Source organism: Brucella sp. (genome assembly GCF_032066345.1).
Classification (GTDB): Bacteria; Pseudomonadota; Alphaproteobacteria; order Rhizobiales; family Rhizobiaceae; genus Brucella; species Brucella pseudogrignonensis.
This window is the reverse complement of the sequence record NZ_DAMBKZ010000012.1, coordinates 117,528-131,982: the sequence shown is the minus strand read 5'-3', so window position 1 is coordinate 131,982 and position 14,455 is coordinate 117,528. Positions and strand designations below refer to the sequence as shown.

Below are 14,455 nucleotides of genomic sequence, written 5' to 3'. Positions count from 1 at the left end.
GTTAACAAAACTTTAATTCTCGCGAAAATGCCCTAATTCAGGTTCGTAAGGGAAGCTGCTTCGGCAACCCGTGAGAGTCGCATAAGCGTCTCTTTCAGTATGTGTTTATTAGAGGACAACATCATGTCTCTCCGTTTTTCGACTTCCTTCCTGTCGGCTATGGCCGTCGTTTCGGGCATTGCTATCACTGCCCCTGCTCTTGCTGCTGACTTCGTAGCGCCTCCCGGCTCAGGTCGCACCCAGCCGCGTTCGGAAGTTGGCACTCTTACTTGTGATATTTCCCCTGCAATCGGCGTCATTATCGGCAGCCAGCAGGACGTGGATTGTGTGTTCAGCCCTGTTCGCGGTCGCGGCCCGGTAGAGCGTTACACCGGCAACATCACAAAAATCGGCGTAGATATCGGCTTCATCAATGGCGGCACCGTTGCATGGGCTGTCTGGGCTCCAACCGTTCGCCCTGAAGGCGCGCTCAAGGGCCGCTATGTCGGCGCATCGGCAAATGCCTCAATCGGCATTGGCGCGGGCACCAACATCCTGACCGGCGGCTCGTGGAAGACAATTTCGCTGCAGCCAATTTCGGTTCAGGGCCAGAAAGGCCTCAACGCAGCTGTTGGCCTCTCCAAGCTCAAGCTGAATTACGCAGGCTAATCCGGCCTGATACAATCAAAAACCGCGCTTAATTTAAATTAAGCGCGGTTTTTTTATTTCATCAAAGTTTTCTGATCCAGATTTTGGTGTCGTGAACTGCCAGACCGCCATATGGCGCCGCAGGCTCCGCACCGATCAGCGTATTAATCCCCTCACCCCGCTCAAAGGTGGAGTTCGGGAAAATACCTTCGGACACAACGACACCGCGCTTTTGACCAGCGCGCAACACTGCATGAAGCACAACTTCACCACGATGATTGCCGATTTCAATCCGCTCGCCATCTGCGATATCCAGTTGAGCGGCATCATCCGGGTGGATTAGAAGCTCTGGCCGGATTTCCTTCGTGAGAGATGTCGGTGTTTCCGCAAATGTCGAATTCAGGAAATTATGGGCAGGCGATGTGGCGAGACGGAATGGATGTTCGGCATCCACGGCCTCAATCACATTCCAATAGTCTGGAAATTCTGGAATGGAGTGATGTGGCCCTTGCAGGCCCATGACTTCCGGTGGTTTGTTTGGTGACGGGCTGCCGGTCCAGTCGGGACGGAAGCGGAACTTGCCATCCGGCCATTGGAAGCCATTGATGTAATGTGCTTCCTCAAATGGAGGCTGCAAATCGACAAAGCGTTTTTCCTTCAAGTCATCGAAATGCGGAAGAGCGCTGTTGGCATTCATGTTGTCGATCAACGTACGCTCATCGACGTTAAAGCCCGGCAGATGTGCGACGCCCAGACGCTCAGCCAACTCGTTGATGACAAAGACATTCGGGCGAGCATCTGCAAGAGGCTCGATCAGCTTTGGCCCCAGCACCACATGCTGCTGTCCGCCACCACGGTAAATATCGTCATGTTCAAGAAATGTGGTCGCTGGCAAAAGTACATCGGCCATTTTGGCCGTATCAGTCATGAACTGTTCATGCACGGCAACAAACAAGTCTTCACGGGCAAAACCCTGACGCACCAGACGCTGTTCTGGCGTCACATTCATTGGATTGGTGTTCTGGATCAGCATCGCTGTTACGGGCGGGCCACCATATAGCGCTTCGCTATCGCCGGTAAGAATACGTCCGATCTTCGACTGATCGAGGAAACGCAGGCTTTTATCCTGCATTGCGCTGCCTTCAATCTCGCGCTTATCCATCTTGAAGATGCCGGAATTGGAATGAAATGCGCCGCCGCCCTCGTGTAAGAACGCGCCCGTCACACAAGCAATCGATGCTGCGGCGTGCATATTCACAGCGCCATTCCGCTGGCGCGTAAAGCCGTAGCCAAGCCGGAAATAGGTGCGCTTGGTCTGACCCACCAGATGTGCAAAAGCTTCGATTTCCTCGACACTCAGGCCGGTGATTTCAGCCGCCCATTCCGGTGTGCGGGTTTCAAGATGAGCTTCCAGCCCTTTCGGATCGTCGGTGTAGCGATTGAGATAATCCCAGTCCGCAAGACCATCACGAAACAGGACGTGCATGACAGCGCAGGCAAAAGCGCCATCCGTTCCGGGCTTCAGCACAATGCCCATATCCGCCTGTCGCACGGTCGCATTGGCGTAGATGTCGATGACAACGATCTTGGCACCGCGATCTTTTCGTGCCCGTACCGCATGGGTCATCACATTGACCTGCGTGGCTGCGGCGTTGGTCCCCCAGATGACGACCACATCGGCCTTTGCCATCTCACGGGGGTCCGGGCCTGTCAGGCTGCCGGTACCAGCAAAATAGCCGGTCCACGCCATATTGGTGCAGAAACTGTCAAACTGGTTCGAATAGCGTTTGGCATAGCGCAGGCGATTGATGGAATCGCGCTGCACGAGCCCCATTGTGCCAGCATAGTAATATGGCCAGACAGTTTCGCTGCCATAGGTCTGTTCGGCCTTTATGAAGCGTTCGGCGATCAGATCAAGCGCGGCTTCCCAGGATGCCTGCTTCCACTCGCCGTCACCCTTACGGCCGGCGCGAATGAGCGGATGTTTCAGGCGATCCGGGTGATGAACACGCTCCGCATAGCGGGCAACCTTGGCGCAGATCACACCCGCGGTATAGCTGTTGTCCTTCGCACCACGGACGCGGCCGATTGTACGCTCATCCAGCAGCTCGACATCAAGCGCACAGGTGGAAGGGCAGTCATGCGGACAGGCAGAATGTCCGATTTTGATATTTGATCTGGGGGATGGCTGGTTCATAGCGCTTTTTAGCGCAAGCGAAGTTCCACAGAAACGAATTTCTGACGTATTGAACTACCTGCGACGAAATAGATTTTCAAGAAAGTCTCAAGGTAATGGCACCGAGCACAATGAAGCCCGCAGCCAGAAAACGTGGCAGGCCCACTTTCTCTTTGAGAATAAGTGCTGAAATGAGAACACCAAACAGGATTGCCGTCTCTCTCAAAGCTGCGACGACCGCGATTGGAGCCATTGTCATTGCCCACAGTGCCAAGCCGTAAGAGGCCAAAGTGCCAATTCCGCCAATCAGCGACGGGCGCCATCGGTTACGAACATAATTGAGAAAACGATCCGGCTCACGATAAAGCGCCCAGCACCCGAGCGGAAAAGCGTTTATCAGAAACAGCCACAGCGTATAGGACAGCGTGTTACCCGATGCACGTACGCCGACGCCATCAATGATGGTATAAGTTGCAATGAAACCTGCATTGGCAAGCGCAAGCAAAGCGGTTTTGCTCGATGTGCCGCCGTTACGACGTCGCGCTTCGAGCGCCATTGCAAGAACGCCGCTACAGATCAGGATAATGCCTACCCAGCCGCCCCAGCCAATGGCTTCACCAATCAAAGGTGCGCTGACAAGTGCCACCAGCAAAGGTGGCGTGCCGCGCATGATCGGATATGCTTCACTCATGTCACCCGATTTATAGGCAGCTGCGACCAGAGACATGTAGAATATCTGCGTTATGGTCGAGAGGCCTATGAAAATCCAGCTCGATGGATGCGGCAGTGGCAAAAAAGGCAGGAAAAACAGTGAAATCAGACCAGCAGCACCGGTGATGCAGGCGGCTGCGAAAAATTTGTCACTGCCTCCTTTGACGATAGCATTCCAGCTTGCGTGGAAAAACGCGCCACAAAGGACAATCAGCAGTACGCTACCAGACATGGAAGACTCGACTCGGATGAGAGCGGATGATGACAGTTATATGTCACATTTGGTGAAGCAGGGATATTGCCGAAAGCGACGAGGCATGAAACAAGCGCGAACATGAATTATCGTCACGCCTATCACGCCGGGAATTTTGCCGATGTTGTCAAGCACGTCATCCTTTCCCGCATTGTTGAATATCTCAAGCGCAAGGATCAAGCCTTTCGCGTGATCGATACCCATGCGGGTATCGGCCTTTACGATCTGCGCGGCACCGAAGCTGGCAAAACCAGCGAATGGACCGGCGGGATCAGCCGTGTTTTCGATGCAGTCGAAAAAGACGAAATCCCAGCAGCCGCCATTGAATTGTTGCAGCCTTATCTCGACGTGGTGCGCGCGGTGAACAATGGTAAAGATCTGCGGCATTACCCCGGCTCGCCGCTTCTGACCCGTCATCTTTTACGCAAACAGGATCGCTTGTCGGCACTGGAACTTCATCCGCAGGATGCCAAAAAGCTGGCGAAGCTGTTTGACGGCGATTATCAGGCGCGCGTCATTGAGCTTGATGGCTGGCTTTCGCTCGGCGCACATATGCCGCCTAAGGAGAAACGCGGTCTGGTGCTGGTTGATCCGCCGTTTGAAATAGAAGGCGAATTTGATCGCCTCGTTGACGGGCTGGTTAAGGCTTACAAGCGTTTTCCCGGCGGTACTTATGCGCTCTGGTATCCAGTCAAGGACCGTAAAGAGACGGAACGGTTCTCAAAGCGTCTGCGGGAAACCGAAATTCCGAAGATCATGCGCATTGAACTTGCGATTCGCGCACCATCGCTTGAGCCGAGGCTTGATGGCACTGGAATGATTGTCGTCAATCCGCCCTATACACTGGAAAGTGAGATGCAAACCCTGCTTCCCTGCCTTACCAAGTTGCTTAGTGAAGAAAAGGGGAGCAATTTCAGCATTCAATGGATACGCAGCGAGACGGATCGCACTTGACCGCTGCCCGTTGCTGAAAGAAACTGCAACTCAGCCAATTTAATAAAACGAGCATCACGCTCGAATTGTGAGACAGGATAGAGATATGCAACGCAAGTTGGATCGCATCGGACAGTTTTCTCGTGCAGCACTTCTGGCTGCATCGGTTCTTCCCCTGACGTTCGCTTCCCTGCCCGCAAATGCTGCAGATTATCTGACATCAGCACCGACAGCCGTTGGTGATGCCGGTCTTTGCAGTCAGCAGAGCATTCTGCGCAGCGTCGTTTCTGATTTCGGCTATCAGGTTCGCAACGTACCAAACCTTCCACAGGTTGGCATTTCTGCAATGAGCGATGTTCGCCTGACCCGCTATGAGCCAAAGAACAATCCGGCCCAGATCGAGCGCACCTATTGCAAGGCAACGGCTGTTCTCAGCGATGGCCAGAATCGTTCGGTCTGGTACATGGTTGAAGAAGGTCAGGGCTTTGCAGGCGTCGGCAAGAATGTCGAATTTTGCGTAGATGGCTTTGATCGCTGGGCCGTGTACGACGCAAAATGCCGCGTCCTACGTTGATAGGATAGGCAATGCTGCGCAAACTGGCGGCGATCTCAGCCGCCCTTCTTGCCACTTCCTTTGCAGCGCTACCCGCAGTGGCGCAAGACCGGGGCAACAGCAGCCCCGGTAAATTTGATTTCTATGTGCTGTCTCTTTCATGGTCGCCAAGCTATTGCGCTTCGGAAGGTCCGAGAGCAAACAGGCAGCAATGCGGGACCAATCGCCCTTTCAGTTTTGTCGTTCATGGGCTTTGGCCACAAAACGAATGGGGCTATCCGGCCAATTGTCAGTTCGACAATGCTCGCAGCCGTGGCAGTTTTGTTCCCCGACAAATCGTTTCAAGCATTTCGGATATCATGCCGTCCACAGGGCTGGTCGCGCATCAATGGCGCAAGCATGGAAGCTGCTCCGGCCTTCCTCAGAACGAATATTTCGCAACCGTCCGTCAAGCCTATCAGCATGTGAACATCCCTCCGAGCCTTCGGAGCATGGCTGGAAACCGTCGTGTTGATCCGATGCTTGTTGAAAAAGCGTTTGTAACCGCCAATCCGGGAATGAAGCCGGACGGAATATCGGTCGCCTGCAATAGAAATTACCTTCAGGAAGTGCGCATCTGCATGACGAAAGACCTGAAGTTTCGTGCCTGCGAACAGGTTAACGCCAATGCATGTCGCAGCCGATCCGTTATGATGCCCGCGACAAGATAGTCCTAAACCTCAGGAATCGTGATGACTCAGATCCTTTATTCGCCCGCCTCGCCGTATAGCGCCAAGGTGCGTATGGCCGCAGCCCATGCAGGCATCCCGTTTGAAAGCGTGGTCGTTACCACCTCGGCAGAACCGGATAACCTCGTCAGCGCCAATCCATTGGGTAAAATCCCGACCTTGCTTACAGATGATGGCAAGCCCGTCTTCGATAGCCGAGCGATCATGCAATATTTGAACCGCGTATCGGGGAACAAGCTTTTTCCGCGCAATGCCGAAAAGCGTACGGATGCTGAGCGTTTTGAAGCGATTGCAGACGGTTTGGCTGACGTTCTGCTCGCCCATGTTTACGAGCGTCGTATGCGCCCGGAAGAAAAAGTGCATCAGCCATGGCTGGATCTGCAATGGCGTAAGGCCGAACGTGCACTCGATCTTCTAAATGAAGCTCCACCGCGCCTTGCTGGCAAGCTGCATGGCGGTCATCTGGCGGTGGCTGCCACCCTTGGTTATCTGGGGCTGCGCTTTGAAGGCAAATGGGAGCGCGGTCGTCCGAAGCTCAAGCGCTGGATGAAGCGATTTGAAGAGCTGCATCCAGAGCTTTCAAAACTTCTGCCACACGCTTAAAGCGCCGCGCACCCTACTGGGCCAACAAAGATCGCTCTAACACTTTATGTTTACAGCATAATTTTACCTTAAACTGATTCAGTTTTAGGGAATTATGCTGTAGCGCGTTTCGCGTACGATCGTTCACTCTCGTTCGCTGAATGCCATAGAAAATCAGGCAATAAAAAAAAACCGGGTAGTTTTCTACCCGGTTTTTTCGTTCAATTACGTAGTAATTAGAACTTGTAGCCAACGCCGACGCGGATGTCGTGGGTGTCGAGCTTGTTGCGAACCGATTCGGTTCCGAGGTCGTAGGTCTTGTTACCGAACTGGGTGTAGCGGTATTCAACGCGACCAAGGATGTTGTCGGTCAGCTTAGCTTCGAGACCGGCACCAGCAGTCCAACCAACGCGGAACTTGCTTTCGTCTTCAACGCCGTTGTCGAGCTTAACCTGCGAGCCAGCAACACCAGCAGTGATGTAAGGCATAACTGGGTTCAGGTCGTAACCAAGACGGCCACGGAGCGAGCCTTCGAAGCCCTGCTTGGCTTCAAGACCATTCTTGGACTTCTTGGCCCAAGAGTAACCTGCGTCACCTTCAACACCGTATACGAACTGGTCCTGCTGGAAGTTCCAGCCAGCATATGCGCCAGCCTTCAGATCGTCAGGCTTGATTGCGCCGTCGGTGTTGGTCTTTACCTTGTTCCAGCCGTAGCCGAGGTACAGACCGGTGTAACCACCAGCCCAGCTGTACTGTGGAGCCATCTCAACAGGAGCTGGAACAGGAGGCTGTTCCATGATGGCGTCAGCAGCGAAAGCAGTTGCAGAGAACGGCAGCAGCGCAGCCGAGGCGATTACGAGAGACTTAAGAGTGCGCATAGCATTCTCCTTGACTAAATTACCTTTAGCGCGGTCCCTTATCGGGTGAGCAGCAATTTCGGGAGTGAACCGCTCATGCCGCGCTGACAGGACTGACATATCGTCGGTAATTGCGGCACGATCTGCCCCCTTCTGTGGAGAGAACCTGACGAGAAGGTGGCAAAATTGCGATGTTGCATTCTCGCAACGCTCGTTTCAGGCGCTTATATAGGAAAATAGAGAACCACTATTTTGGGACAGAAAAAGTTGGGTCAAATCGAAACTACTGAATTTGCTAGGTTTTTGTCAGCAGTAATCGGCATCCCCTCTATTTTTAGCTGTATTTTTTCCGGCAAAATGGCATGAATCGAAGCGATGAATCACGATAAGAAAGTGTTTACCCTGTTGGAAAATCCGGAAACCAACCTGCTTGCAAATTGCCCTGTTCTGGTGACGGGAGGCGCAAGACGCATAGGAAAAGCCATTGTCGAAGATCTGGCAGCACATGGCTTTCCGGTAGCTATCCATTGTAACCGCTCAGTTGCGGAAGGTCAGGCACTGGCGGCCAAAATCGTGGATAACGGCGGAAAAGCCGGTGTTGTGCAGGCTGATCTGGCGAATGAAACTGATGTTCGTGGCTTGCTGCAACAGGCAGAAGCGCAATTGGGACCGATTCGTTTGCTGGTCAACAATGCTTCATTGTTTGAAGACGATCGCATCGGCAATCTTGATATGCAGCTTTGGGATCGCCATTTTGCGATTCATCTGAAAACACCGGTGATCCTTGCTGAAGAATTGGCCAAGGCTCTGCCGGAAGGTAAAGACGGCCTCATTGTGAATGTCATCGACCAGCGTGTCTGGAAGCTGAACCCGCACTTCTTTTCATATACGTTGTCGAAGACGGCGCTCTGGAATGCGACGCGTACGCTTGCGCAGGCACTTGCACCACGTATTCGTGTCAATGCCATTGCTCCCGGCCCCACGCTGCCCAGCGAGCGTCAGGATATCAGTGACTTTGAGTTACAAGTGAGCCATCTGCCATTGCAGCGCGCACCTGATTTGTCCGAATTTGGACGCACTATTCGCTATTTCTGGGAAAGCCGTTCCGTAACTGGCCAGATGATTGCGCTTGATGGCGGTCAGCATCTGGCATGGGAAACGCCGGATATAGCAGGAATTAAAGAATGACTGGACCACGCAAGCCCAATGATGATCCTATTTCACGCCTGCCATCGGATGATGAGCAGGATGTGGCGGGCATTATCATGGGCGATGCAGAGAACGATGACGACGATGATGCAATCGAGGAAACGCCTGCTGTTGCCTCGGCGGCCGATTCCATTCAGTGGGATTCGTCAGATGGTCTGCCAGATACAAAAGGCTTAAGCGGCGCAGACATTATCAATGCTTTCGTCAAGCGTTTGCCAAATAATCCCGGCGTCTACCGCATGTTCAATAGCGATGGTGACGTGCTTTATGTCGGCAAAGCCCGCAGCCTCAAGAAACGCGTCTCCAACTATGCGCGCGGCATCGGACATTCCAACCGTATCACGCGTATGATCGGCGAAACGGCGACGATGGAATTCGTTGTTACGCGTACAGAGACCGAAGCGCTGCTGCTGGAAGCGAATCTTATCAAACGCTTGCGCCCACGCTTTAACGTTCTGCTGCGTGACGACAAATCGTTTCCTTATATTCTGCTTAGTGGCGGACATCGCGCGCCCGGCATTTTCAAGCATCGTGGTGCACGCTCGCGCAAAGGCGAGTATTTCGGCCCTTTTGCTTCTGCGGGTGCCGTTGGTCGCACGATCAATGCGCTTCAGCGCGCGTTCCTGCTGCGCACCTGCACGGATTCAGTTTTTGAAACGCGCACCCGCCCCTGCCTGCTTTATCAAATCAAGCGCTGTTCCGGCCCTTGTACGCATGAGGTCAGCGACGAAGATTATGCAGAGCTTGTCAGTGAGGCCAAGGCCTTCCTTTCCGGCAAGAGCCAGAGGGTGAAGGATCATCTGGCAGCGGCCATGCAGGCAGCGTCCGCCGATCTCGATTTTGAACACGCGGCGGTCTATCGTGATCGTCTTGCCGCACTTTCCCATGTGCAATCGCATCAGGGCATCAACCCGCAGACGGTTGAAGAAGCCGACGTTTTCGCAATCCATCAGGAAGGTGGCATGACCTGTATTCAGGTCTTCTTCTTCCGTACCGGTCAGAATTGGGGCAATCGCGCCTATTTTCCGAAAGCCGACAGCTCGCTTGGAGCAGCGGAAGTTCTTGGCGCGTTCCTGTCGCAATTTTATGATGACAAGCCCTGCCCGAAGCTCGTTCTTCTTTCAGAAGAAGTCGAAGATCAGTCGCTTCTCGCTGAAGCACTTTCATCGCGCGCGGGACATCGCGTTCAGGTCAATGTTCCACAACGCGGCGAAAAGGTGGAGTTGGTCAACCACGCCCTGACCAATGCCCGCGAAGCGCTGGGACGTCGTCTGGCAGAAACATCCTCGCAGGCAAGACTGCTCAAAGGACTGGCCGAGGCATTCGGTTTGCCCAATGCGCCACGCCGTGTCGAAGTTTACGATAACTCGCATATCATGGGTACGAATGCAGTCGGCGGCATGATCGTTGCCGGCCCTGAAGGCTTCGTCAAGAATCAGTATCGCAAGTTCAATATTAAATCGACCGACATCACGCCCGGCGATGACTTTGGCATGATGCGCGAAGTGATCGAGCGCCGATTCTCGCGACTGGTTAAAGAACATGCTGCGCCGGAGCCAGTAATTGATACGGAAAGCCCGGAAGCCATCAGTGATGTTTTCCCTGCCTGGCCGGACCTCATTCTAATCGACGGCGGTCAGGGACAGGTTGGAGCCGTGCGCCAGATTTTGGGCGAACTTGGCATAAGCCATCTTGTGACAGCCATTGGCATTGCCAAGGGCGTTGACCGCGAAGCTGGGCGCGAACGTTTCTTTATCGAGGGCAAACCACCTTTCACACTGCCGCCACGCGATCCCGTTCTTTATTTCGTTCAGCGTATGCGCGACGAAGCGCACCGTTTTGCCATCGGCACGCATCGTGCGCGTCGCAAGAAGGAAATGGTCGCCAATCCGCTGGATGAGATTGCGGGAATCGGTCCCTCAAGAAAGCGAGCACTTTTGCATCACTTCGGAACCGCGAAAGCCGTATCTCGTGCTGCAGTTGAAGATCTGATGCAGATTGATGGCATCTCTGAAGCCATGGCGAAGACCATTCACGATCATTTTCACGACCGTTGACGTAATTTTGTCCGGGTTTGGGCAGCTAATCTTCCACAGGCGTCATTACGTCCCGGTAGAACACGTCCGCAGGTGTTGATTTTCTTTCTCATCCCTGTTGATGTGCTCTCATAACGAATGCGGCGGTGCTATGCGGAAAAATCACACTCTCTCCTTGCCTAACATTCTGACTTACGGACGGATTATCGCCGTTCCGCTTGTCGTTTTGTGCTTCTTCGTGGAGGGACGTCTGCAATCCAGTGACACGTCTCGCTGGACGGCGCTTGCAATTTTCGCCATCGCCAGCATCACAGATTTCTTCGATGGCTATTTGGCTCGTATCTGGCAGCAGACATCAACGATCGGCCGTATGCTTGATCCGATTGCTGACAAACTTCTTGTTTCCGCTTGCCTGCTGTTGCTTGCAGCCGATGGAACAATTGCTGGATGGACGCTCTGGGCAGCCATCATCATTCTTTGCCGTGAAATTCTGGTATCTGGCCTGCGCGAGTATCTCGCTGAGCTGAAGGTTAGCGTTCCGGTTTCTCAGCTGGCAAAGTGGAAGACCACTGCACAGATGGTAGCACTTGCATTCCTTCTTGCTGGCCCTGCCGGGGACAAAGTCCTACCATATACGACTGAAATGGGCATTGGCCTGCTGTGGATTTCTGCGATCCTGACACTTTACACCGGTTGGGATTATTTCCGCGCTGGCCTCAAACACGTCATGGACTAAAACTATGCGCGTAAATCTCGTCTATTTCGCCTGGGTGCGTGAGAAGATCGGCAAGGGAGAAGAGGTTATCGAACTTCCTTCCCAGACCATCAGTGTTGGGGAGCTCATCTCTCACCTCAAAAACCTCGGCGAAGAGTATGAAGCTGCTTTCGAGCACGAGACGGTCATTCGCGCGGCCATCAATCAGGAACATGCCGAACATGACGAACTCGTCAAAGACGGCAATGAAGTAGCGCTTTTCCCACCCATGACGGGTGGTTGAAATGTCCAGACAAGCGACATGCCCGCTTTTTGTGAGCGTGCGCTCCGACGATTTCGACGTTGCTGAAGAAATCCGCAAGCTTGGCGAAGGCCGCAAGGATATTGGTGCAATCGTTACGTTTACCGGCCTTTGTCGTGATGAAGGCGGCAAGCTTTCCGCCCTTGAACTGGAACACTATCCCGGCATGGCGGAAGCAGAGATTCGTCGTATTGTCGATGAAGCGATCAGCCGTTGGCCTTTATCGGGCATTTCTATCATCCATCGCTATGGTCTTGTTAAACCAGGCGAAAACATTGTCCTGGTCGTCACGGCATCAGCTCATCGTCAGGCCGCTTTTGAAGCCGCGTCATTCCTGATGGACTTCATGAAAACTGGAGCGCCGTTCTGGAAACGCGAGCATTTGATCGATGGCGGCACCGGCAGCTGGGTCGAATCAAAGGCTGAAGACGACCAAAGTCGAGAACGCTGGCAGAAGCACTGAACGCTTCTTCTTTTGGGCAAGTTGTCGCAGATGAAATTCTTTTTTACATTGGAAAGAATTTCGCTCGCGCTATTTAATGGCGAATTAACTATTTAAGCCACTAGAATATAGGGTATTTTGGATAGCGTGTTACCGCGCTGCCACAATTTTCACATGAAGCGGCGTTTATTGTCTGCCTCATGAATCTTGATGCCATTGAGCTTGGGCCAATGAACCAATCGACAGATTGTTAGCGCCGCTCAAAGCACATGACAACAAATGCGGGGAACGGAAGTTTCGGATTTGGCGATGCTAAAAGGACTGACGAAAACTCTTTCAATCGTGGCAGCGCTCACTGCGGGTATTGGTGTGCTCGGCGGTGCTGCCATGTTTTTTACGACGTCCATGCCGACTGCCAGTATTGCCGCTGACAAGACAATCAGCGGTAAGGTTGTTTATCGCGAGCGCATCGCTCTCCCACCAGAAGCGCACCTTGTTGTGCAGCTCACCGATGTTTCTCTTGCCGATGCGCCATCCAAGACCATCGGTGAAACGCGGATAGAAGCACCACAGGGATCGCCAATCCCTTTTGCAATCAATTTCGATACTGATGAGATCGAGCCGCAACACACCTATGCCCTTCAGGCGCGCATTGTTGCAGGTGACACGCTTTGGTTTGTAACCGACGAACGTTACACAGTTGACCCGAAAAACCCTCAGGAACCAATTGAACTTAAAGTCGTAATGGTTCGTAAAAGCGCGGATGAATCGGTTGCCATTGGTATTGAAGGCAAGGATTGGCTCGCAGAAGACATTCAAGGCGGCGGCGTAGTCGATACTGCCCAGACCACCCTTCTGGTTGATTCAAACGGCACTGTCAGCGGCTCGGGCGGCTGCAACCGCTTCATGAGCAAGGCGACGATCTCGGGCAGCAATATTTCATTCGCCGAGATTGGCTCCACCTATATGCAATGCCCGCCTGCACTGATGAATCAGGAACGCAAATTCCTTGATGTGCTTGGCAAGACGCGTTCATATAAAATGGATTCTGGAAAACTCGTCCTGATCGATGAAGGTGGTGACGAGTTGGCAAGGCTTGCACAAAGCCTTTGATCGCCTCAATGCTTAAATAAAAAAGCCCGGTCGAGAGACCGGGCTTTTTCAATTCATCTATAAGCAATTAGCCGACGATTTCGGTGCCGGAGAACCAGTAAGCAATTTCTTCAGCAGCTGTTTCAGGAGCGTCCGAACCGTGAACCGAGTTTTCGCCGATCGACAGAGCGAATTCCTTGCGGATCGTACCAGCGTCTGCGTTTGCAGGGTTGGTTGCGCCCATGACTTCACGGTTTTTGGCAATTGCGTTTTCGCCTTCGAGAACCTGAACAATGGTTGGGCCGGAAGACATGAATTCAGTCAGTTCGCCAAAGAAAGGGCGTTCCTTGTGAACAGCGTAGAAGCCTTCAGCTTCACGCAGGCTCATCCATACGCGCTTGGAAGCGACAACGCGCAGACCAGCTTCTTCGAGCTTAGCGGTGATAGCACCGGTCAGGTTGCGGCGGGTCGCATCAGGCTTGATCATGGAGAAGGTACGTTCGATTGCCATTATGACACCTTGTTTGATGGAAAATTTGAAAAGTGAGGCTCTATAGCGTTGATAGCCTCAATTGCCAAGGGGTAGCCCCTCAGCCTTGCCTCTTATCATCTTGAGACGGCAGAAAATTGACTGCATAGATGTGTAAATTCGATTCACATGCGGGGGAAAGATGGAACAGCACTTTCAAATGTTCGCCTATTATAATCGCTGGGCCAATGAACTGCTCTATTCCGCAGCGGCCGATCTGAGCGATGTCGATTACAGGCTCGACCTCGGCCTTTTCTTCGGCTCGATCCATCGTACTTTCAATCATCTTCTGGTGACGGATCGCATCTGGATGAAGCGCTTCACCGGCGAAGGTGATCACCCCAACCAGCTTGATGCCATCATAACCGACGATTTCATCAAGCTACGGGATATGAGGAAGGCAGAAGACGAACGTATCTGCAACTATGTTGAAAGCATGAATGCCGCACAGCTCGCAGGACGCTTCACCTATATGACGGCAACCAATGTGCGCACCATCAGCCAACGCGTCGCGCCAGCACTCGCTCATCTCTTTAATCATCAGACGCACCATCGCGGGCAAATTCATTCAGCACTCACGCGTTTGAGCGCGGATGCGCCGTCACTTGATCTCATTCAGTTTCAGCGCACTGAAGCAGGACGCCGCTTCGCCTGATATTGGTTCAGATGATACTTGCGGAAATTTCTCAAGCCGTGCAAAAGCCTTCTCAC

Annotated in this window: 16 protein-coding genes; 12 read left to right on the top strand and 4 right to left on the bottom strand. The window is 53.0% G+C overall.

Annotated features, from left to right (window positions below):
• Window positions 1-123 precede the first annotated feature (123 nt).
• Complete coding sequence (locus tag RT142_RS15905) at window positions 124-648, top strand: DUF992 domain-containing protein (protein WP_105518354.1); 525 nt, start codon at window positions 124-126, stop codon at window positions 646-648.
• Between the two features lie 61 nt (window positions 649-709).
• Here the strand turns inward: RT142_RS15905 and RT142_RS15900 are convergent, their stop codons facing one another.
• Both RT142_RS15900 and RT142_RS15895 read right to left on the bottom strand, forming a co-directional pair.
• Window positions 710-2,824, bottom strand: a complete 2,115-nt coding sequence (locus RT142_RS15900) for a molybdopterin oxidoreductase family protein (RefSeq protein ID WP_112805008.1) — start codon at window positions 2,822-2,824, stop codon at window positions 710-712.
• Between the two features lie 76 nt (window positions 2,825-2,900).
• Window positions 2,901-3,746 carry a DMT family transporter gene (locus tag RT142_RS15895; RefSeq protein WP_007874366.1) on the bottom strand — a complete coding sequence of 282 codons (846 nt, stop codon included), beginning with the start codon at window positions 3,744-3,746 and terminating at the stop codon, window positions 2,901-2,903.
• A 102-nt stretch (window positions 3,747-3,848) separates the two neighbouring features.
• Here RT142_RS15895 and RT142_RS15890 point away from each other — a divergent pair, with 102 nt between their 5' ends.
• The 4 genes from RT142_RS15890 (at window position 3,849) to RT142_RS15875 (ending at window position 6,584) form a co-directional block, all read left to right on the top strand.
• On the top strand, window positions 3,849-4,721 hold the full coding sequence (locus RT142_RS15890; protein ID WP_113498175.1) for a 23S rRNA (adenine(2030)-N(6))-methyltransferase RlmJ: 873 nt from the start codon (window positions 3,849-3,851) through the stop codon (window positions 4,719-4,721).
• A gap of 85 nt (window positions 4,722-4,806) precedes the next feature.
• Complete coding sequence (locus RT142_RS15885; protein ID WP_007874362.1) at window positions 4,807-5,274, top strand: hypothetical protein; 468 nt, start codon at window positions 4,807-4,809, stop codon at window positions 5,272-5,274.
• 11 nt (window positions 5,275-5,285) lie between these two features.
• A complete protein-coding gene (locus RT142_RS15880) occupies window positions 5,286-5,963 on the top strand; it encodes a ribonuclease T2 family protein (RefSeq protein ID WP_313029874.1) in 678 nt (225 codons plus the stop codon).
• 21 nt (window positions 5,964-5,984) lie between these two features.
• Window positions 5,985-6,584, top strand: a complete 600-nt coding sequence (locus RT142_RS15875) for a glutathione S-transferase (protein ID WP_105518349.1) — start codon at window positions 5,985-5,987, stop codon at window positions 6,582-6,584.
• 215 nt (window positions 6,585-6,799) lie between these two features.
• Here the strand turns inward: RT142_RS15875 and omp25 are convergent, their stop codons facing one another.
• Window positions 6,800-7,441 (bottom strand): outer membrane protein Omp25, encoded by a 642-nt coding sequence (gene omp25, locus RT142_RS15870; protein WP_007874355.1) that lies wholly within the window; start codon window positions 7,439-7,441, stop codon window positions 6,800-6,802.
• A gap of 354 nt (window positions 7,442-7,795) precedes the next feature.
• On the opposite strand from omp25, the gene RT142_RS15865 reads away from it, so the two are divergent.
• The 6 genes from RT142_RS15865 (at window position 7,796) to RT142_RS15840 (ending at window position 13,236) form a co-directional block, all read left to right on the top strand.
• Entirely contained in the window at window positions 7,796-8,608 is an 813-nt protein-coding gene (locus tag RT142_RS15865; protein WP_313029871.1) for an SDR family oxidoreductase, read from the top strand.
• Window positions 8,605-10,686: an excinuclease ABC subunit UvrC gene (gene uvrC, locus RT142_RS15860; protein WP_313029868.1), complete on the top strand. Its 2,082-nt coding sequence runs from the start codon at window positions 8,605-8,607 to the stop codon at window positions 10,684-10,686. Before RT142_RS15865 ends, uvrC begins: the two co-directional genes overlap by 4 nt.
• A 130-nt stretch (window positions 10,687-10,816) precedes the next feature.
• Complete coding sequence (gene pgsA, locus RT142_RS15855; protein WP_007874352.1) at window positions 10,817-11,401, top strand: CDP-diacylglycerol--glycerol-3-phosphate 3-phosphatidyltransferase; 585 nt, start codon at window positions 10,817-10,819, stop codon at window positions 11,399-11,401.
• 4 nt (window positions 11,402-11,405) lie between these two features.
• On the top strand, window positions 11,406-11,663 hold the full coding sequence (gene moaD / locus RT142_RS15850; RefSeq protein ID WP_007874351.1) for a molybdopterin converting factor subunit 1: 258 nt from the start codon (window positions 11,406-11,408) through the stop codon (window positions 11,661-11,663).
• Between the two features lies 1 nt (window position 11,664).
• On the top strand, window positions 11,665-12,144 hold the full coding sequence (locus RT142_RS15845; protein ID WP_079211713.1) for a molybdenum cofactor biosynthesis protein MoaE: 480 nt from the start codon (window positions 11,665-11,667) through the stop codon (window positions 12,142-12,144).
• Between the two features lie 288 nt (window positions 12,145-12,432).
• A complete protein-coding gene (locus tag RT142_RS15840; protein ID WP_007874349.1) occupies window positions 12,433-13,236 on the top strand; it encodes a YbaY family lipoprotein in 804 nt (267 codons plus the stop codon).
• A gap of 67 nt (window positions 13,237-13,303) precedes the next feature.
• On the opposite strand, the gene ndk is transcribed toward RT142_RS15840, so the two are convergent.
• Window positions 13,304-13,726 carry a nucleoside-diphosphate kinase gene (gene ndk / locus RT142_RS15835; protein WP_007874342.1) on the bottom strand — a complete coding sequence of 141 codons (423 nt, stop codon included), beginning with the start codon at window positions 13,724-13,726 and terminating at the stop codon, window positions 13,304-13,306.
• A 160-nt stretch (window positions 13,727-13,886) separates the two neighbouring features.
• Between ndk and RT142_RS15830 the strand changes: the two genes are divergently transcribed.
• Window positions 13,887-14,399 (top strand): DinB family protein, encoded by a 513-nt coding sequence (locus tag RT142_RS15830; protein WP_007874340.1) that lies wholly within the window; start codon window positions 13,887-13,889, stop codon window positions 14,397-14,399.
• Window positions 14,400-14,455 lie beyond the last annotated feature (56 nt).